This window comes from Bacteroides salyersiae (assembly GCF_031172035.1).
Classification (GTDB): domain Bacteria; phylum Bacteroidota; class Bacteroidia; order Bacteroidales; family Bacteroidaceae; genus Bacteroides; species Bacteroides salyersiae.
The window spans coordinates 4,345,003-4,365,749 of the sequence record NZ_CP133452.1 but is presented as its reverse complement, the minus strand read 5'-3'; the positions used below and the strand labels follow the sequence as shown (position 1 = coordinate 4,365,749).

General features: G+C 42.0%; 16 protein-coding genes and 1 pseudogene. 14 read left to right on the top strand and 3 right to left on the bottom strand.

Going from position 1 to position 20,747, the window contains the following annotated elements; translation table 11 throughout:
* Positions 1-18: 18 nt before the first annotated feature.
* Positions 19-1,623: a CTP synthase gene (gene pyrG / locus RB604_RS16580; RefSeq protein ID WP_005931355.1), complete on the bottom strand. Its 1,605-nt coding sequence runs from the start codon at positions 1,621-1,623 to the stop codon at positions 19-21.
* A gap of 126 nt (positions 1,624-1,749) precedes the next feature.
* On the opposite strand from pyrG, the gene RB604_RS16575 reads away from it, so the two are divergent.
* From RB604_RS16575 to RB604_RS16520, 12 genes are all read left to right on the top strand, one after another.
* Positions 1,750-3,447, top strand: a complete 1,698-nt coding sequence (locus RB604_RS16575) for a DUF3078 domain-containing protein (RefSeq protein ID WP_055294358.1) — start codon at positions 1,750-1,752, stop codon at positions 3,445-3,447.
* 181 nt (positions 3,448-3,628) lie between these two features.
* Entirely contained in the window at positions 3,629-4,048 is a 420-nt protein-coding gene (locus tag RB604_RS16570) for a SoxR reducing system RseC family protein (RefSeq protein ID WP_007481244.1), read from the top strand.
* A 7-nt stretch (positions 4,049-4,055) separates the two neighbouring features.
* Positions 4,056-4,955: a Fe-S cluster domain-containing protein gene (locus RB604_RS16565; protein ID WP_055294360.1), complete on the top strand. Its 900-nt coding sequence runs from the start codon at positions 4,056-4,058 to the stop codon at positions 4,953-4,955.
* Between the two features lie 37 nt (positions 4,956-4,992).
* The gene (gene rsxC / locus RB604_RS16560) at positions 4,993-6,330 is read left to right on the top strand and encodes an electron transport complex subunit RsxC (protein WP_005931365.1); all 1,338 of its coding nucleotides are present in this window, start codon (positions 4,993-4,995) and stop codon (positions 6,328-6,330) included.
* A gap of 6 nt (positions 6,331-6,336) precedes the next feature.
* A complete protein-coding gene (locus RB604_RS16555) occupies positions 6,337-7,332 on the top strand; it encodes an RnfABCDGE type electron transport complex subunit D (RefSeq protein ID WP_007481242.1) in 996 nt (331 codons plus the stop codon).
* A complete protein-coding gene (locus RB604_RS16550; protein ID WP_025819185.1) occupies positions 7,329-7,967 on the top strand; it encodes an RnfABCDGE type electron transport complex subunit G in 639 nt (212 codons plus the stop codon). The genes RB604_RS16555 and RB604_RS16550 overlap by 4 nt, the downstream gene beginning before the upstream one ends.
* A gap of 17 nt (positions 7,968-7,984) precedes the next feature.
* Positions 7,985-8,569, top strand: coding sequence for an RnfABCDGE type electron transport complex subunit E (locus RB604_RS16545; RefSeq protein ID WP_025819184.1), 585 nt, complete (start codon positions 7,985-7,987; stop codon positions 8,567-8,569).
* A 65-nt stretch (positions 8,570-8,634) separates the two neighbouring features.
* Positions 8,635-9,207, top strand: a complete 573-nt coding sequence (gene rsxA, locus RB604_RS16540; protein WP_005931377.1) for an electron transport complex subunit RsxA — start codon at positions 8,635-8,637, stop codon at positions 9,205-9,207.
* A 227-nt stretch (positions 9,208-9,434) separates the two neighbouring features.
* On the top strand, positions 9,435-10,469 hold the full coding sequence (gene galE / locus RB604_RS16535) for a UDP-glucose 4-epimerase GalE (protein ID WP_005931380.1): 1,035 nt from the start codon (positions 9,435-9,437) through the stop codon (positions 10,467-10,469).
* Between the two features lie 423 nt (positions 10,470-10,892).
* On the top strand, positions 10,893-11,441 hold the full coding sequence (locus RB604_RS16530) for a chromate transporter (RefSeq protein ID WP_081504159.1): 549 nt from the start codon (positions 10,893-10,895) through the stop codon (positions 11,439-11,441).
* The gene (locus RB604_RS16525) at positions 11,438-11,962 is read left to right on the top strand and encodes a chromate transporter (RefSeq protein WP_007481239.1); all 525 of its coding nucleotides are present in this window, start codon (positions 11,438-11,440) and stop codon (positions 11,960-11,962) included. Before RB604_RS16530 ends, RB604_RS16525 begins: the two co-directional genes overlap by 4 nt.
* 896 nt (positions 11,963-12,858) lie before the next feature.
* Positions 12,859-14,178: a radical SAM/SPASM domain-containing protein gene (locus RB604_RS16520; RefSeq protein ID WP_007481235.1), complete on the top strand. Its 1,320-nt coding sequence runs from the start codon at positions 12,859-12,861 to the stop codon at positions 14,176-14,178.
* 12 nt (positions 14,179-14,190) lie between these two features.
* Here the strand turns inward: RB604_RS16520 and RB604_RS16515 are convergent.
* Both RB604_RS16515 and ispE read right to left on the bottom strand, forming a co-directional pair.
* Positions 14,191-14,736: pseudogene (locus tag RB604_RS16515) on the bottom strand (mobilization protein); the annotation flags it as partial.
* A 495-nt stretch (positions 14,737-15,231) separates the two neighbouring features.
* Positions 15,232-16,083, bottom strand: coding sequence for a 4-(cytidine 5'-diphospho)-2-C-methyl-D-erythritol kinase (ispE, locus tag RB604_RS16510; protein WP_007481234.1), 852 nt, complete (start codon positions 16,081-16,083; stop codon positions 15,232-15,234).
* A gap of 250 nt (positions 16,084-16,333) precedes the next feature.
* Here ispE and dnaB point away from each other — a divergent pair, with 250 nt between their 5' ends.
* Together dnaB and pheT are read left to right on the top strand one after the other, a co-directional pair.
* Positions 16,334-17,893, top strand: a complete 1,560-nt coding sequence (dnaB, locus tag RB604_RS16505) for a replicative DNA helicase (RefSeq protein WP_005931392.1) — start codon at positions 16,334-16,336, stop codon at positions 17,891-17,893.
* Positions 17,894-18,284: 391 nt separating this feature from the next.
* Positions 18,285-20,747 carry a phenylalanine--tRNA ligase subunit beta gene (pheT, locus tag RB604_RS16500; protein ID WP_007481232.1) on the top strand — a complete coding sequence of 821 codons (2,463 nt, stop codon included), beginning with the start codon at positions 18,285-18,287 and terminating at the stop codon, positions 20,745-20,747.

Genomic DNA, 20,747 nt, shown 5'->3' with positions numbered 1-20,747 from the left:
TTCTTGATTATTTAATTATTATTTGCTGATTGCTGCCTTGATGAATGATACGAATAGCGGATGCGGATTCAATACCGTACTGCTATATTCCGGATGGAACTGAGTTCCTACGAACCATTTCAATGCGGGGATTTCCACAATTTCCACTAAACCCGATTCCGGATTGATACCCGTACACTTCATACCTGCGGCTTCGTATTCGGCTTTAAATTCGTTGTTGAATTCATAGCGGTGGCGGTGGCGTTCTTGGATATATTCGGTCTTGTAGGCTTCATAAGCCTTGCTGCCTTTTTCCAACGTACATTCGTAGGCGCCCAGACGCATCGTTCCACCCATATTGGTGATTGCTTTCTGTTCCTCCATGATGTCAATGACGTTGTGCGGTGTTTTTTCGTCCATTTCGCGTGAATTGGCATCCTTATATCCTAATACGTTGCGGGCAAACTCGATAGCGATACATTGCATACCTAAGCAGATACCGAATGTCGGTATGTTATGGGTACGGGTATGTTTGATAGCAACGAATTTACCTTCGATGCCGCGTTGGCCGAAGCCGGGACCTATCATCACGCCTGCCATGCCTTTCAATGCTTCTGCTACATTGTCCTCTGTCAGCGTTTCACTGTTTACAAAATCCACCTGAACTTTACAGTCGTTGTAAGTTCCTGCCTGTGAAAGAGCTTCGCGGATCGATTTGTAGGCATCCTGCAAATCATATTTACCTACCAGGGCAATGTGTACCGGTTCTGTGTTTTCCGCTTTATGACGGCGTTCGAGGAATGTGCGCCATGGGCCGAGTCCCGGAGTCTCGCCTACGGGAAGCCCCATCTTTCTCAGAATCGTTTCATCCAATCCTTGTGCCTGCATCAGTATAGGCACTTCATAGATAGTAGGAGCATCGATGCTCTGTACGACGGCGTTCTCGTCTACATTGCAGAATAGGGCTACTTTCTTGCGAAGGCTGGCGCTCAGTTCGTGTTCGGCGCGCAGTACGAGGATATCCGGTTGGATACCGGCGCTTTGCAACTCTTTTACGGAGTGTTGGGTCGGTTTTGTCTTTAACTCGCCGGCTGCAGCCAAATAAGGAACATAAGTAAGATGTACGCACAATGCATCTTTTCCTAACTCCCATTTCAACTGACGGATGCTTTCTACGTAAGGGAGTGATTCGATATCGCCTACGGTTCCGCCTATTTCGGTGATTACAAAGTCGAATTTATATTTATTGCCCAGCAACTTCACGTTGCGCTTAATCTCATCGGTGATATGTGGAATTACCTGAATCGTTCTACCCAGATAGTCACCGCGACGTTCTTTGTCAATAACGCTTTTGTAGATACGTCCGGTGGTGATGTTGTTGGCTTTTGTTGTCTGGATACCTAAGAAGCGTTCGTAGTGTCCCAAATCAAGGTCGGCTTCATGTCCGTCTACGGTTACGTAGCATTCTCCGTGTTCATAAGGATTCAGTGTTCCCGGGTCGATGTTGATATACGGGTCAAACTTCTGAATGGTTACTTTATAACCTCTTGCTTGCAGCAATTTACCGATGGATGATGAAATAATACCTTTTCCTAACGAGGAAGCTACACCACCGGTGACGAAAATATACTTTGTTTCTCCCACAGCTATAACTGTTTTAATTATTTGTTTACTATGATGTAATTCTTATAAGTCTAACGCATTAAAAACTGCAAAATTACAAAAAAATGGGCAAGTAATGAGTAATCGTTGAAACAAATTTATTAAAAAATGCAATTCGTTCTTTTTAAGAGGGAAGAAAGGGTGGCAAAAACAACTTTCCTTTTCTTTCCTTTTTTAAAGATTTTAATGTATTTTTGCGCTCAAATTACAAACGACATGAAGAACTGTTACATTTCATTATTCACATTAGCGATTATTTTATCTTCATCGGTGATGGCGCAAGATGCGGTTAAACCTGTGTTGGATAGTTTAAATAATGTAGTAAAGGCGGATACGTTGTTGCCGGTAAAAGTTGATTCGTTGCCGGCGGCGAAGCCCGATGTGCAATTGTCGGAAAAAAACGATACACTGCGGGCTGTAAAATCCGATAGGCCGTTGGTGGTGAAGACAGATACGAAGCCGTCGTTAAAAGCTGTAACGCCCGTACCGGAGAAACCGGATACGCTTGCTGCGGGACTTCAGCCATATCTTATATTAAAACTGGATCCTAAAACAAATAAATTGGATACGGTTTCGATTTTGTATGAGAAATATATCGGGGCATTGAACTACTTGAATGACCCTGCTGTGCCGGAACGCTATATTCCGGTAAATCCCCAATATTATCGGTTGTTTACACCGTTGGCTTATTATTATTCTCCGATAGCGGAGTATTCTAAAATTGACTGGGAACTTCCTAAGATCGATACGGTATCTGTTGATTATTCCAAATGGCTGCCTTACAATGAAGATCAGTTCACCTCTTTGAAGCGTTCAAATAAAATTGTAGACCGCACATTGATGGGGGTTTACCTGAATGCACCCCAGCTTGTACGTACTACGGAAAAGCAGATCAGAAGCCGGAAAGTGTTCCGGGAAGATGTGAAGCCGAAAGCGAAAACAGAAGTGTTGCGTTTGTTTGATAAAGAGCCGATGGATGTGGGGGTAGGAGAAGCCGAATTGAAGATCAGCAAGCCAAACTGGTGGGTAACAGGTGGTAACGGTTCGTTGCAGATTACCCAGAACTATATTTCCGACAACTGGTATAAAGGAGGGGAAAGTAACAATGCGCTGTTGGCCAATCTGCAATTGTTTGCCAACTATAATGACCGTGAGAAGGTGCAATTTGAAAATATGCTGGAAGCGAAACTCGGATTCAATTCGACACCGTCGGACGAATATCATAAATATCTGGTGAACACCGACCAGCTCCGTTTGTATAGCAAATTGGGTATACAGGCAGCCCATAACTGGTATTATACCATTTCTGCTGAATTCAAAACGCAGTTCTGCAACGGTTATAAGGCCAATAGTGAAGAACTGGTTTCTGCATTCTTTGCTCCTGCCGATTTAGCGATCAGTGTCGGTATGGACTATAAACTGAAGAAGAAGAAATTCAACTTCTCTTTGTTCCTTGCGCCGTTGACATACAACCTGCGGTATGTGGGCAACAGCGAAGTGAACGAAACGAAATTCGGTCTGGATGAAGGCAAGTCTTCCAAGAATGATTTCGGTTCACAGTTTCAGCCTACTTTAACCTGGAATATTATTCCTTCCATCTCGTTTGATTCGCGTTTGAATTATCTGACCAGTTACAAATGGGTACGTATCGAGTGGGAAAATACAGTGAATTTTGTGCTGAACCGTTATCTGTCTACCAAGCTTTATGTACATGCACGCTATGATGACAGTTCGAAACCTGCCGAGGGGAAAAGTTATTTTCAGGTAAAAGAATTGTTGAGTTTTGGTATCAATTATCAATGGTAAACTGACTTTTAGTAAGCATAATAACACGGGCGACCCTATCAGGGTCGCCCGTGTTGTTTATCGTGTGCGGTAACAAAAAAAGTAAAAATAGCACTTTAACACATAGAAAAAACAGTTGAAAGCTTCGTAGTTCACAAATAATGCTTAAATTTGCCGCAATTTGTAATGTTCAGTTTGCAAAATGGCTAATACAATAAAGCATCAAGGTATTGTGGAAAACATAAACGGTTCCCATCTTTCAGTGAGAATTATCCAGACATCGGCATGTGCGGCATGCAGTGTCAAGGGACATTGTTCTTCTGCTGACAGTAAAGAGAAAGTGATTGATGTCACAGACCCTTCGGCACAGACTTTTCGGGTAGGTGAGCAGGTGATGGTTATCGGTGAAACCTCTATGGGGATGATGGCCGTGACACTGGCTTTTGTATTTCCTTTTATACTTTTAATACTTTCCCTTTTTATATTTATGGCAGTAATAGGCGATGAACTCTATGCGTCGCTTCTTTCGCTGGCTGTCCTTGTTCCATATTATTGTCTGTTGTGGCTGAATAAGACACGATTGAAACAAACATTTTCATTTACTATAAAACCAATAAAATAACTAATTTATGAATTTGATTCTGATTGCAGTAATTTCATTGGGAGCCATTGCGCTGGTTTCAGCCGCTATTCTGTATGCCGCTTCCAAGAAATTTGCCGTGTATGAAGACCCGCGTATTGCCCAGGTATCCGAAGTGCTGCCCCAAGCTAATTGCGGTGGATGTGGTTATCCGGGGTGCAGTGGGTTTGCCGATGCTTGTGTAAAGGCTGGTTCATTGGATGGAAAATTTTGCCCGGTAGGCGGACAGCCTGTCATGACGCAGATAGCCTCTATCCTCGGACTTGATGCAGGCGAAGCCGAACCGATGGTTGCGGTTGTGAGATGTAACGGAACCTGTGCCAACCGTCCTCGTACCAATGTGTACGACGGGGCGAAGAGTTGTGCGATTGCCGCTTCTCTTTACGGTGGTGAGACAGGTTGTAGTTTTGGTTGTCTGGGCTGTGGCGACTGTGTGGCCGCTTGTCAGTTCGATGCCATTCATATGAATGCCGAAACCGGACTTCCGGAAGTGGATGAGGCCAAATGTACGGCTTGCGGTGCTTGTGTCAAGGCCTGTCCGAAGGCGATTATCGAAATTCGTCCGCAAGGTAAGAAGTCGCGCCGTGTGTATGTGTCTTGTGTCAACAAAGACAAGGGTGCTGTGGCACGTAAGGCTTGTACGGTGAGCTGTATCGGTTGTGGTAAATGCGTCAAAACTTGTCCGTTTGAGGCAATTACGCTTGAAAACAATTTAGCTTATATCGATCCGAACAAATGTAAGTCATGCCGTAAGTGTGTGGAAGTTTGTCCGCAGGGAACCATTATTGAATTGAATTTCCCGCCGCGTAAACCGAAAGCGGAAGAGGCTCCTGCCGTAAAGGCTCCGAAAGGGGAAACTTCCGAAGCAAAGCCGGTTGCTGAAGCGTAAATAAAAGAATAATAAACAGATAAAATACAGAAATTGTATGTTGAAGACATTTTCAATTGGTGGTGTTCATCCACACGAAAATAAACTGTCGGCACATCAGCCCATTATCATGGCGGAGATTCCGTCAAAGGCGGTTATCCTGTTGGGGCAGCATATCGGTGCTCCTGCCAAACCGGTGGTAGCTAAAGGGGATGTGGTGAAAGTGGGCACTAAGATTGCCGAGCCCGCCGGTTTTGTTTCGGCAGCCATTCACTCTTCTGTCAGCGGAAAGGTCGCAAAAATAGACTCCATTATCGATGCCAGTGGTTATGCTAAGCCTGCTATCTTTATCGATGTGGAAGGTGACGAGTGGGAAGAAACCATTGACCGTAGCGAAACACTGGTGAGAGAGTGTGAACTGACAGCCGAGGAGATTGTGAAGAAAATTGCCGATGCCGGTATTGTTGGTTTGGGTGGTGCTTGTTTTCCCACTCAAGTGAAACTGTGTCCTCCTCCTTCGTTCAAGGCGGAATGTGTAATCATTAATGCCGTTGAGTGTGAACCGTATTTGACTGCCGACCATCAGCTGATGTTGGAACATGCCGAAGAAATCATGGTAGGGGTTTCTATTTTGATGAAAGCGGTGAAAGTAAATAAGGCCTTTATCGGTATTGAGAATAATAAGCCCGATGCCATTGGGTTGATGACTAAGGTCGCTTCCAGTTATGCCGGTATCGAAGTTGTTCCTTTGAAAGTGAAATATCCTCAAGGAGGTGAAAAGCAGTTGATCGATGCTGTGACAAAACGGCAGGTGGCAAGTGGGGCGCTTCCTATTTCTACCGGTGCCGTAGTGCAGAATGTAGGTACGGCTTTTGCTGTTTATCAGGCTGTGCAGAAAAATAAGCCGTTGTTTGAGCGGGTGATTACCGTGACCGGAAAGTCGCTGGCCAAACCTTCCAATTTCATGGCACGTGTGGGTACGCCGATGCGTCAGTTGATCGAAGCTTGCGGTGGTTTGCCCGAAGATACGGGTAAGGTGATCGGTGGTGGTCCGATGATGGGTAAAGCGCTGGTGAATATCGATGTTCCCACGGCAAAAGGTAGTTCCGGTGTTCTGATTATGGATCGGAAAGAGGCAAAGCGTGGCGAGATACAGAATTGTATCCGTTGTGCGAAGTGTGTGGGGGCTTGTCCGATGGGGCTTGAGCCTTATTTGCTTTCTGCATTGGCTGAGAATACAGAATTTGAAAGAATGGAAACAGAAAGAATCATGGATTGCATCGAGTGCGGTTCTTGCCAGTTCACTTGCCCTGCCAACCGTCCGTTGCTCGACTATTGTCGTTTGGGTAAAGGGAAAGTAGGCGCTATGATTCGTGCACGTCAAGCTAAAAAATAACGAAGTATGGAAAATAAATTTATAGTATCATTATCCCCTCACGTTCATAGCGGAGACAGCGTACAGAAGAATATGTACGGTGTGCTGATTGCCCTGTTTCCGGCTTTTATCGTGTCGCTTGTCTTTTTCGGATTGGGAGCCCTTATCGTTACGGCTACTTCCGTGGCAGCCTGTGTTTTTTTTGAATGGGCTATCGGCAAGTACCTGCTGAAAAAAGAAACTACTACTATTTGTGACGGTTCGGCCATCATCACCGGTGTATTGCTGGCTTTCAATCTGCCCTCCAATCTTCCTGTATGGATTATTATTCTGGGTGCGCTGTTTGCTATCGGTGTGGGCAAAATGTCGTTCGGAGGTTTGGGAAATAATCCTTTTAACCCTGCATTGGCAGGACGTGTGTTCTTATTGCTTTCTTTCCCGGTACAGATGACTACGTGGCCGGTGGTTGGCCAGTTGACGGCTTATGCCGATGCTACTACAGGAGCTACTCCGTTGGCAATCATGAAAGGGGTGATCAATGGAGCGCCGGGTGTGTCGCTCGACCAGCTTCCCGATTCTTTGAGTTTGCTTATCGGTCAGAACGGCGGATGTTTGGGTGAAGTGAGTGCGGCTGCGCTATTGCTCGGTCTTATCTATATGCTGTGGAAAAAGATTATTTCCTGGCATATCCCGGTATCTATTCTGGTCACTGTGTTTGTCTTTTCGGGCATCATGCATTTGGTTAATCCCGAGTTATACGTGTCTCCGGTGATACAATTGCTTTCCGGAGGTTTGATGTTGGGAGCTGTCTTTATGGCGACAGATTACGTAACTTCTCCGATGAGTAAGAAAGGTATGTTGATTTATGGTGTTTGTATCGGTTTGCTGACGGTTATTATCCGTTTGTTCGGTGCTTACCCCGAAGGTATGTCGTTCGCTATTCTGATTATGAATGCATTTACTCCGCTGATTAATACATATTGTAAACCTAAACGCTTTGGGGAGGTGGCGAAGAAGAAATGAAAAAGTTAGAATCATCATTAAAAAATATGTTGCTGGTACTTACCGGTGTTACTGCCATTTCGGTAGCGTTACTGGCATATGTGAATGAGCTTACAAAAGGTCCGATTGCTGAAGCGAATGCCAAGACGCTCAGCGATGCGATCAGCATTGTAGTACCGGCATTTGATAACAATCCGACGGCAGAAGCTACGAAGGAAACGGTAAACGGAGTGGAGTATACTATCTATCCGGCTAAGAAAGACGGACAATGGGTAGGCGCTGCTGTAGAATCTTCGGCTATGGGTTTTGGCGGTGAACTGAAAGTGCTGGTGGGCTTCGATGCCGACGGCAAGATCTATGACTATTCGCTGTTGTCTCATGCCGAAACCCCGGGATTGGGTTCTAAGGCTGCCGATTGGTTTAAAGAGGGCAACAAAGGGAGCATCAAAGGTATGAATCCGGGGGAAGCTCCGCTTACGGTAAGTAAAGATGGCGGGCAGATAGATGCCATTACGGCTTCTACGATTACTTCGCGTGCTTTTCTTAATGCCGTAAATGCTGCTTATGCTGCTTATAAAGGCGATGGTGATACGAACGGGACTACCGGTGCCACGCAAAAAGTTGTTGAACCTGCTGATTCCGTCAGTGTTAATTAAGAAAGGAGTATATAGATATGAATAACTTTAAAGTCATGATGAACGGGATTGTCAAAGAGAATCCTACATTTGTGCTCCTGTTAGGTATGTGTCCTACATTGGGAACTACCTCTTCCGCTATCAACGGTATGGGTATGGGATTGGCTACCATGTTTGTGCTTATTTGCTCGAATGTGGTAATCTCACTGATTAAGAATCTGATACCCGATATGGTGCGTATTCCGTCTTTTATTGTGGTTATCGCTTCATTCGTAACGCTGTTGCAAATGGTAATGCAGGCTTATGTACCGGGATTGTATGCTACTCTGGGGCTTTTTATTCCGTTGATCGTTGTAAATTGTATTGTGTTGGGCCGTGCCGAAGCCTTTGCTGCCAAAAATAATGCAGTGGCTTCTATGTTCGATGGTATCGGTATGGGGCTCGGTTTCACCATTGCCTTGACATTACTGGGCGCCGTACGTGAATTTTTAGGAACGGGTAAGGTGTTTGACTTTGCCATTCTTCCGGAAGAATACGGTATGTTGGTATTCGTATTGGCACCGGGCGCTTTCATCGCATTGGGGTATCTTATTGCGCTAATTAACAGTTTGAAGAAGAATTGAGAAGAAATAGTGGTGTTTACCACCGCTTTTTTCATTATTCATTTTTTCATTATTAATTTAGAATTATGGAATATATATTGATATTTATATCGGCAATTTTTGTAAATAACATTGTATTGTCACAGTTCCTTGGGATTTGTCCTTTTTTAGGTGTTTCCAAGAAGGTAGATACTGCGTTGGGTATGAGTGCTGCCGTAGCATTTGTGCTTACGATTGCTACGATTGTAACTTTCCTTATCCAAAAGTTCGTGCTCGATGCTTTCGATTTAGGTTATTTGCAGACGATTACTTTCATTCTGGTGATTGCCGCTCTGGTGCAGATGGTGGAAATTATATTAAAGAAGGTATCTCCCTCACTGTATCAGGCATTGGGTGTATTTCTGCCGTTGATCACTACCAACTGCTGTATTTTGGGTGTAGCTATTCTGGTAATCCAGAAAGACTATGATTTGCTGACAGGGGTTGTATATGCTTTCTCTACAGCAATCGGTTTCGGCCTTGCTCTTGTGTTGTTTGCCGGTTTACGCGAACAGATGAGTCTGGTGAAGATTCCCGAAGGTATGAAAGGTACACCGATTGCCTTGATTACAGCCGGGCTGCTGGCTATGGCATTTATGGGCTTCTCAGGAGTAGTATAAGTAGGATTTAAACTACGGGTTATATAAGTGCTACGGGTTATCAATTACGGTTTATAAGTCTTTTGTGTTTCATGACACAGTCACTTATCAGCCATAATTGATAGCCCGTAGCTTTTTTTGTATTCAAGGGATGTTTTTTTTACTCTGAAACGGATATTACAAATTAATTTTTTAAATTTGCAGACTGAACAAAGGAAAAACCGAAAAAACTAACCATATATAATTTTATGAAAGAAAGAATTTTAGTTACCGGTGGAACTGGTTATATCGGTTCTCACACAGTGGTAGAACTCCAAAACAGCGGATACGAAGTCATCATCATTGATAACCTCTCAAACTCGAGCGCCGATGTCGTTGACAATATTGAAAAGGTATCCGGTATACGTCCTGTTTTTGAAAAACTCGATTGTCTTGATTTTGCCGGCCTTGATGCCATGTTTGCTAAATATCCGGGTATTAAAGCAATTATTCATTTCGCAGCCAGCAAGGCGGTGGGTGAGTCTGTTCAGAAGCCTTTGCTTTATTATCGTAATAACCTCGTATCTTTGATCAATTTGCTCGAATTGATGCCTAAACATAATGTAGGCGGAATCGTATTCTCGTCTTCCTGTACGGTTTACGGACAGCCTGACGAACTTCCTGTAACAGAACAGGCTCCTATCAAAAAGGCAGAATCTCCTTATGGAAATACCAAGCAGATTAACGAAGAGATCGTTCGTGATACAGTAGCTTCCGGAGCACCGATCAATGCAATATTGTTGCGTTACTTCAACCCGATAGGAGCGCATCCTACCGCATTGTTAGGTGAACTTCCTAATGGAGTGCCTCAGAACCTGATTCCTTACCTTACTCAGACCGCTATCGGAATTCGTGAGCAGTTGAGTGTATTCGGTGACGATTATGATACTCCTGACGGTTCTTGTATCCGTGACTTTATCAACGTGGTTGACCTTGCTAAAGCTCACGTGATTGCCATCAAGCGCATTCTTGAACAAAAACAGAAAGAGAAAGTGGAAGTATTCAATATCGGTACGGGTCGTGGACTGTCTGTGTTGGAACTGATTAACGCTTTCGAAAAGGCTACCGGTGTGAAACTGAACTACAAGATTGTAGGACGTCGTGCCGGTGATATTGAAAAAGTATGGGCGAATCCCGATTATGCAAATAAGGAATTAGGATGGAAAGCTGTAGAGAGTATTGAAGATACTTTACGTTCTGCATGGAACTGGCAGTTGAAACTCCGTGAAAGAGGCATACAATAAAGAGTGTATTATGCTCTATTAACATTGAAGAAATAAACAAATGCATAGATCGTTTGTTTATCAAGTGCAAATCGGCCTGAAACTTTTTTTATGTGTATGCGAATATCCATGGAAAGTACATATGCCTCTCGGCATAGACAGGTAAGATTGCATAGTAGTTTTGTCGTGTTTTATTTTGTGTTTGTGTTGTGACGGTACTACGACGGGAGTCGTGGTACCGTTTTGGCATTTATAATATCAGGTTTGCTTCTGTTGCATGCATTGAGCCGTTTTTGTCTGATGATACGTTTTTATTTACGATTAGGCGGTTTGTAATTTACGATTGGAATTACTTCCTGCTTGGTTTAAAAGCTCCATGGGCTTTTGGATTGCTCCGTTTTTTCTTAACTTTGTATCCATTATCTTTTATGTATTCAGCAATATATGTATCTGACTCTTTTTCTCAACTTCGTAAAAATAGGAATGTTTACCATAGGTGGAGGATATGCTATGATTCCGCTTATCGAGCGTGAAATCGTGAAACGCCAGTGGATGACTAAGGAAGATTTTATGCAGATGTTTGCTATTACCCAGTCTCTGCCCGGAGTTTTTGCTGTTAATATTTCTATTTTTGTCGGTTACAGGCTGAAAGGCTTTTGGGGTAGTCTGGTTTGTGCTTTAGGCACTATTTTGCCTTCGTTTGCCATTATACTGATAATAGCTTTGTTCTTCAATCAGTTCCAGGATAACCCTTATGTCATCAGGATATTTAATGGAATCCGGCCGGCTGTTGTTGCTTTGATCTTGGTGCCCTGTCTTTCGGCCATTAAGGCTATTCGCATGGGTTATATGGAATTGATAGCCCCGATCATAGGAACTTTGTTGATATGGAAAGCAGGTGTATCCCCGGTATATATCGTATTGGCGGGTATTGTCGGCGGATTGGTTTATACATTATGGCTAAAAGATAAATTGAAAGGAGGAGATATATGATCTATTGGCAATTAATCTATGTTTATTTGAAAATCGGATTGTTTGGTTTTGGCGGGGGATATGCCATGCTTTCGTTGATTCAGTTCGAGATTGTAGATCGGCATCATTGGCTGACGTTACAGCAATTTACGGATATTGTCGCTATTTCACAGATGACTCCTGGGCCTATCGGGATAAATAGTGCCACTTATATTGGCTATTCGGTGACTGGGAGTGTTTGGGGGGCTGTTGTTGCGACGGTTGCTGTTTGTCTGCCTTCATTTCTTATGGTATTGTTTATCTCTTACTTCTTTGTGAAATTCAAGAATAATAAATATGTTAATGCGGCAATGTCAGGCCTGTTGCCTATGTCCGTAGCTTTGATCGGAGCTGCCGCTTTGCTGCTGATGAACGGAGAAAACTTTATAGATTATAAGAGCATTTTAATATTCATTGCTGCTTTTATTCTTACTTGGAGATATAAAGTTCATCCGATTCTGATGATCTGTCTGGCCGGGGTGATGGGATTTATTTTGTATTAAGCAATCGTAAAAAAATAGATTGTCGCATACCGTACAGTGAGAAAATCGCACGTCTGATTTTAACATTGTTAATTCCGTTTTCTTGCATATCATTCCTTTTTTTGCAAAACATTAATATCTTGTTGGTAAAGAAGCGTATTCCTGCCGACAAGAATACGTGTTTAACACAACATTAAAAGCGTATTCTTGCAGGTTGAGAATATCGGTTCATTTGTTTATTGAACGAATGGTTAATGGTTTGATATACAATGGGTAATATCGTACATTGTTATTCCCCCTGTATTGGACATCCCTCATTGGCTCGGAAAATAGTTCCTGCCTGTACTTGTCAAAATAGTAACATTTTCCTCTCAGAATAATACCGGGCAAAATTTAAACAGACTCATAATCTGGAGGTCCTTGGTTTAAACTTAGGTTGTTATTTGTTAAAAAAATCAAGTATTTACGAGAAATTACAGGTGCTTTTTCTTTTATTGATGAACTTCAGGTGACCTTTTTGTGCGCAAAGTATATTCACACGGGGAGTATCTGATTTCATAAAAGTGCATACGATTTCATGATATTTTTCTATGTTGTGTAGCCATTTCTCTTGAGGAAATTAGCTTTCTCTTATCAAGAGAATAAATGGACTCTTTGAGGTGGAACTTTTAATCCACAAGTTTGCAAGAAAGATAAATATTGTTTAATTTTGTCATGATAATACATCTTACAGTTTTAAATCCTACAATTTAACAATTATGGAAAAAATAGATTATAGTTGGTGCTATGTAAGTTCGTCATCTAACACTTGTTCAAAAGGCGACGACGCTGTTGTATACCACAATTGTAGCATGTGTGATGAGCACTATGTTTATTGTGACGATGATTGCATGATTGATTATGACTAAGCTTGACTCATGGAAGTAATACGTCAGGAGCAAATTTGGTTTCGTGATCATTTAGTAAGACAGCCTAAGCAGAATATCAAGTACAGACTATCCCATTTCGTTGTTAAACAAGTAACTGACGATGGAATACTGTTGTATAACAATGTAACGGGCTGTCTTCTCTTTTTTAAGTCTGAGAAAGATATTAAAGAAAATTTCATTTTTTTGGTAGAGTATTGGTTCTATTTACCTGTCGATTCTTTTAATGAGTGCGATTGGGTCGATTTTTTGCGCACAAAAAGGATTGATGACGCATCGCATCAAGGCATCAATTCTTATGTGATTATGACCACTTTAGACTGTAATGCAAGGTGTTTCTATTGCTATGAAAAAGGAACTCCGCGTATTTCTATGACCGAAAAAAATGCACTTGTCACAAGTGAGTATATTCAACGCCATTCTACAAATAAGGTTAAGCTAACTTGGTTTGGAGGAGAACCTTTGCTGAATACAGTAGTAATGGATTTGATATGTCAAAAACTAAATGATTTCGGCATTTCGTACTTTTCGCACATAATCACCAATGGACTGCTCTTTACACGAAACATAGTCAACAAAGCAATAAATGTGTGGAAACTCAAACGAGTTCAAATTACATTAGATGGCACGGAGCAAGTATATCTGCGCGCGAAAGCATACGTTAACTCTCAAGGGTCCGAGTTCCAAATTGTTTTAGACAACATTGAGGCATTATTAAACTCAAAGATAGCTGTCAATATCCGTCTTAATCAAGACGCATACAACACAGAGGACCTTTTAGAGTTACTTGCTATTCTACATAATCGTTTGGGGACTAATCCGTACCTGACAATATACAATCACCTCCTGTTTAATTTCGAGGGAGACTATACACAAGAGCAAATAGGCTGTTATTACAAATTAAAGAATAAACTCACCGTTTTGGAGTATATAAAAGGTTATAAACTTCCTAACGGTATGACCGATCATCAGTGTATGGCCGATAGCAGTCATTCTTTAGTCATAACTCCATCCGGGATAATTGGCAAATGTGAGCATTTTACCGAAGAAAAAATGATTGGTTCGATATTTACTGAAGATATTGATTCATCTGTTCTGAAGATGTGGAACGAAAGATACGACAAGCAAAAGGAATGCAATTTATGCCCTCTTTATCCAACTTGTATAAGGATAAAGATGTGTCCGAATCAGAAAAAGCATTGCTCTGATTTTTATCGTAAAGATAGAATGGAATCTCTTAATATTGCCATCAAATATTGTTACAAAGAATGGAAAATTCACAAAGCTGAATTAACTGGTTTAGAGAACTAAAAGTAAGGATTATTACATTGAAATTAAACTTCTTTGTCCTTTCTCAATTTTCCAATCATACGCCCCCTCTGCAACATCGCCCACCTCTTTGAGTGTGTGGAGATGTTTGATTTCGTCAAAGGGTTGCTTATGTTCTGCATAGCCACACAGCCAGTCACCAACAGCTTTTTGTATTTCAGTCGTTTCCCCATATTTCTGCATCACACTTTTAATGTCAGCGGCTTCGGATGGGGCAAAGATTGACTTATGTTGCTTTGTGCCAAAATGAACAATCGCATCAATTGCTCGTCTGAACACTTCGCTTGCTTGGTAGAGGATATTAGCTATGACATTTAAAATTTTCCGGCTGGCTTCCAAAGCCTCCTGCAACAAACGGGTAGTATTGTCTTTCTTCTTGGTGGCTGTAAGAACCGCTTGGCTGATGCGCTGCTGTATGTTTGCTTCCTGCGCTTGAAGCTACCTGACAGTCTCGTTCCTCTCAATGGCTGATGTGCGACTTTGCGCCAAAACCCTGTCTCGCTCAGTTTTGGCACTTCGCTTTTCTTCAACCAATGCCTTTTTATAAAGGAAATTATGAGATATCTATTGTAATGGAGGAATTTTATACAGAGTTTGAACGACCTTTCTCTCCAGCAAGGACATACAATAATTACTATAAGATTGTAATATTAATACTTGTATTAGTTCACTTAATTATTTTAATCTATGTAACTTAGCTAATGTTTAGTTTTACAATCAATAACTGTATTATACTTTACTTTATAAAGTCAATACCCCAACATGGGCAAACGGTATTTATACACAATGCGTGGTACAATAAAGTATATAGTTGCGTGCGTTAATTTATAAGTGATACTTCGCTCATTTCGGTGACCTTCAGGTGACCTTTTCGCATGAAAACTACCGCAAATATACATGTTTTTCTGCAGACCGCAAAACCTACTAATATCTGATTATCGGTATACTTATACACTATGCAATTACATGAAATATCGCACAAAAAGACTCTAATTATATGTTTCTTCTGAAACTGTCTGCTTGCGTGGAAAAATGTTATATCATTTTTCCTTTAAACACAAAGCTTTCTTTTCCAAAATCGGCTTCCGGCAGGGGAGTACCCGGGGCGAATAAGCCGAAGACGGAGGATCCCGAACCACTCATCGCAGCATATATGGCTCCTTTTTGGTATAGCTCGTCTTTTATCTCTCCGATGGCAGGGTATTGTGGAAATACGCTTGCCTCGAAGTCGTTTACTAACCTTTCTTTCCACTCGCTGACAGGCAGGGCGATGGTTTCTTTTAACGAGTATTCCGGCTTATGAGGCTTAATCAGTGAAAAAGCTTCTCGCGTAGATACAAAAATATCGGGTTTTACCAATAGGATCTGATAATCTTTTAAAGAAAGCGTGATAGGAGAGAATAGGTTTCCGATTCCTTCGGCATAGGTTGGCATATTGTTGATAAAGAAAGCACAGTCGGCTCCTAACGCTGCAGCATATTCTTCCAGTTTTTCGGTGGTTAGTCCCAGTTCGAACCTTTTGTTTAAAAGTTTTAGCATGAAAGCGGCATCGGACGATCCGCCGCCCAATCCCGCACCCGATGGGATATGCTTATACAAATGAATATCTACCGGAGGAAGGTCGAACACTTTGTCCAACATCAGATAGGCTTTCACAACCAGATTGTCTGCTGCATTTCCTGTTATTTCCAAGCCTGCCTGATGAAGAGAAAACTTTTGTACTTGCCCGTTGGCAGCAGGTAATTGGCAGTTGTTTTGCACATGTATCTCTAAAGCGTCTTCGATGGGAACGGGATAAAAAACGGTTTCCAGATTATGATATCCGTCCGGGCGTTTCTCTGTGATATTCAACCCCAAGTTTATTTTTGCATTCGGAAATGTGATCATTTTTTTATTTACGATTAGGAAAACTACAATTTACAATTGAAATCTCAGAAACCTGAAAAGAAATTCTATAAAAAACAAAATAGATTCTCATGGTTTATAAGTATCGATGCAAAGTTAGTAAAATCTTCATTTTTCTTTATTTATTCTTCATTATTATATTCTATCTTTGCCATCCCTTTACGAACCGACCGGTCGGTTTGTTTTGGTTTTTAATAATAAATTAGGCAGATATTAAATTGTAAATAGAAAGATGGCTGAACAACAAAAAAGAACTTCCCGTAATACGAAATCCAAAACTCCGCAACCTATAACCGACTATGGACGTATCCAGCCACAGGCCCCGGAATTGGAAGAAGCCGTGTTGGGGGCTTTGATGATTGAAAAAGATGCATATTCCCTGGTAAGTGAAATTCTTCGCCCGGAATCGTTTTATGAGCATCGCCATCAACTGATTTATGCAGCTATTACAGACTTGGCTGTTAATCAGCAACCGGTGGATATCCTTACTGTGAAAGAGCAATTGGCTAAACGCGGTGATTTGAAAGAGGTTGGTGGTCCGTTTTATATAACACAGTTGAGTAGTAAGGTTGCTTCTTCTGCTCATATCGAGTATCATGCGCGTATCATTGCACAGAAATATCTGGCGCGTGAACTGATTACTTTTACCAGTGGGATTCAAAGCAAGGCATTTGATGAGACGCTCGATGTGGACGATCTGATGCAGGAGGCAGAAGGAAAGTTATTTGAGATTTCGCAACGGAACATGAAGAAAGACTATACGCAGATCAATCCGGTGATTAGTGAGGCGTATCAGTTGATTCAGAAAGCTGCTGCCCGTACCGATGGTTTGAGTGGCTTGGAGAGTGGTTATACCAAGTTGGACAAGATGACTTCCGGTTGGCAAAACTCTGACCTTATTGTTATCGCTGCCCGTCCTGCTATGGGTAAAACGGCATTCGTGCTTTCTATGGCAAAGAATATAGCGGTAAATTTCAGGAATCCTGTTGCGTTGTTCTCGCTTGAAATGAGTAATGTACAGTTGGTAAATCGTCTGATTTCCAATGTCTGTGAAATTCCGAGTGAGAAAATCAAGAGCGGCCAGCTCGCTGCATATGAGTGGCAGCAACTGGATTATAAGTTGAAAGATCTGATCGACGCACCTTTGTATGTCGACGATACCCCTTCGTTGTCTGTTTTTGAACTTCGTACCAAAGCGCGTCGTCTGGTGCGTGAGCATGGGGTCCGGATTATCATTATCGACTACCTTCAGTTGATGAATGCGAGCGGTATGGCATTTGGTAGCCGTCAGGAAGAGGTAAGTACTATCTCGCGTTCGCTCAAAGGACTTGCTAAGGAGTTGAATATACCTATTATTGCCTTGTCGCAGTTGAATCGTGGTGTCGAGAGTCGTGAGGGTATCGAAGGAAAACGACCTCAGTTGAGCGACCTTCGTGAATCCGGGGCCATTGAACAGGATGCCGATATGGTGTGCTTTATTCATCGTCCGGAATACTATAAGATCTTTCAAGACGATCATGGAAACGACTTGCGTGGTATGGCGGAAATTATTATTGCCAAGCATCGTAACGGTGCTGTAGGAGATGTGCTCTTACGTTTCAAAGGTGAATACACTCGATTCCAAAATCCGGATGATGATATGGTGATTCCTGCACCCGATGCAGGGGCGATGCCTATAGTGGGTTCACGAATGAATAGTGCCGGTAACGTTCCGCCTCCTACACCTGATTTTGCTCCGCAAGCTGATAATCCGTTTGGCGGAATAGGCGGTGACGGGCCATTGCCTTTCTAAATATTTTTAGCTTGAATTGTTTATATATAGTAGCTAAGTAGTCAAGTAGTTAAGTAGTAAGTAGAAATGTATTGTCTGATGCTTTTCGCTTATCCACTTGTTACTTAGTTGCTTATTATTTATTTAATTAATGCTTAGTTGCTTACTATTTAACTACTCACTACTCACTACTTACTACTCACTACTTACTACTTAACTACTCACTACTTAACAGCTCACTACTTGACTACTCTGCAAGTGAAGTAAACTAATTGGGATTGTTTCCGGATTTTAAGAAATGATACCGGCTATTTTTGTACTTCATTAATTTTCTATGTATTAAATTTCCTGCCAACCGAAAAAACTTATTAACTTTGCGAATCTTTTTGAGAAATAATAAAAACTTAATGATATGAATATCTCTTATAATTGGCTGAAAGAGTATGTCGACTTCGATTTGACACCGGAAGAAGTGGCTGCTGCGCTTACTTCCATCGGATTGGAAACAGGAAGTGTGGAAGAAGTTCAAACCATTAAAGGCGGTCTGGAAGGTCTCGTTATTGGCGAGGTGTTGACATGTGTGGAGCATCCGAATTCAGACCACTTACACATCACTACGGTTAATTTGGGAAATGGCGAGCCCACCCAGATTGTATGCGGAGCGCCCAATGTAGCTACCGGACAAAAGGTTGTTGTTGCTACCTTAGGCACGAAACTCTACGATGGTGATGAATGTTTTACGATTAAAAAATCAAAAATTCGTGGTGTAGAGTCTATCGGTATGATCTGTGCAGAGGATGAAATCGGTATCGGGACTTCTCACGATGGTATCATCGTCTTGCCCGAACAGGCTGTTCCGGGCACATTGGCCAAAGATTATTATAATGTAAAGAGTGATTATGTACTCGAAGTGGATATCACGCCCAATCGTGCGGATGCCTGTTCGCACTATGGTGTGGCACGCGACCTGTATGCCTACCTGATTCAGAATGGCAAGCAAGCTACGTTGAAATGTCCGTTGGTCGATGCTTTTGCAGTAGAAAATCACGATCTCGATATAAAAGTAACGGTAGAGAACAGTGAAGCATGTCCCCGATATGCCGGTGTTACTGTAAAAGACGTTACTGTAAAAGAGAGTCCTGAGTGGTTGCAGAATAAGCTTCGGTTGATTGGGGTGCGTCCTATCAATAATGTGGTGGACGTTACGAACTATATCGTTCATGCTTTCGGACAGCCGCTACACTGTTTTGATGCAGATAAAATAAAGGGCGGGGAAGTCATTGTAAAGACTTTGTCCGAAGGTACTCCTTTTGTTACATTAGACGGTGTAGAGCGTAAATTGAATGAGCGTGATTTGATGATCTGTAACAAGGAAGAGGCGATGTGCATTGCCGGTGTGTTCGGCGGATTGGATTCCGGTTCTACGGAGGCAACCACAAACGTTTTTATCGAGAGTGCTTATTTTCATCCTACTTGGGTGCGTAAAACGGCTCGTCGTCATGGATTGAATACGGATGCTTCTTTCCGTTTCGAAAGAGGTATCGATCCGAATATAACTATTTATTGCCTGAAGTTGGCGGCCATCATGGTAAAAGAGTTGGCCGGTGGTACCATCTCCAGTGAGATTAAGGACGTGTGTGTGGCTCCTGCGCAAGATTTTATCGTAGAGTTAGCATATGAAAAAGTAAATTCTCTGGTTGGCAAAGTGATTCCGGTGGAAACAATCAAGAGTATTGTGAAAAGTCTGGAAATGAAGGTCACGAATGAAACGGCTGAAGGCTTGACGTTGGCAGTTCCTCCTTATCGTGTGGATGTACAACGTGATTGTGATGTGATTGAAGATATTCTTCGTATTTACGGATATAATAACGTAGAGATACCATCTACCTTGAAATCGAGTCTGACTACCAAAGGAGAGGAAGATAAATCAAATAAACTGCAGAATTTGATAGCTGAGCAGTTGGTTGGTTGCGGATTTAATGAAATACTGAACAACTCTCTGACACGTGCTGCTTATTACGACGGGTTAGAGTCTTATCCTTCCAATCACTTGGTGATGCTGATGAATCCGTTGAGTGCTGATTTGAACAGTATGCGCCAGACATTGTTATTTGGAGGGCTCGAAAGTATCGCTCATAATGCGAACCGTAAGAATGCTGATTTGAAATTCTTCGAGTTCGGTAATTGCTATTATTTCGATGCCGATAAGAAGAATCCGGAAAAAACATTGGCAACTTATGCCGAAGATTACCATCTTGGATTGTGGGTGACGGGCAAGAAGGTTTCCAATTCTTGGATACATGCGGATGAGAATAGTTCGGTATATGAGTTGAAAGCTTATGTAGAGAATATCTTGAAACGTCTGGGATTGGATTTACGCAATCTGGTGGTGGGTAATCTTACGGATGATATTTTTGCTGCGGCTCTTACCGTTCATACCAGAGGTGGCAAACGTTTGGCTACATTCGGTGTTGTGACAAAGAAATTGCTGAAAGCATTCGATATTGACAATGAGGTATATTATGCCGATCTGAACTGGAAAGAACTGATGAGGGCAATCCGTTCAGTGAAAGTCAGCTTTAAGGAAATATCTAAATTTCCGGCTGTGAAACGTGACCTTGCGCTGTTGCTCGACAAGAATATCCAGTTTGCTGAAATTGAAAAGATTGCTTACGAAACAGAGAAGAAACTCCTGAAAGAAGTAGAGCTCTTCGATGTATACGAAGGTAAGAATCTGGAAGCGGGTAAAAAGTCATATGCTGTAAGTTTCTTGTTGCAAGATGAAATACAGACACTGAATGATAAGATGATTGATAAAATCATGTCGAAACTCGTGAAGAACCTGGAAGACAAACTGGGTGCGAAATTAAGATAA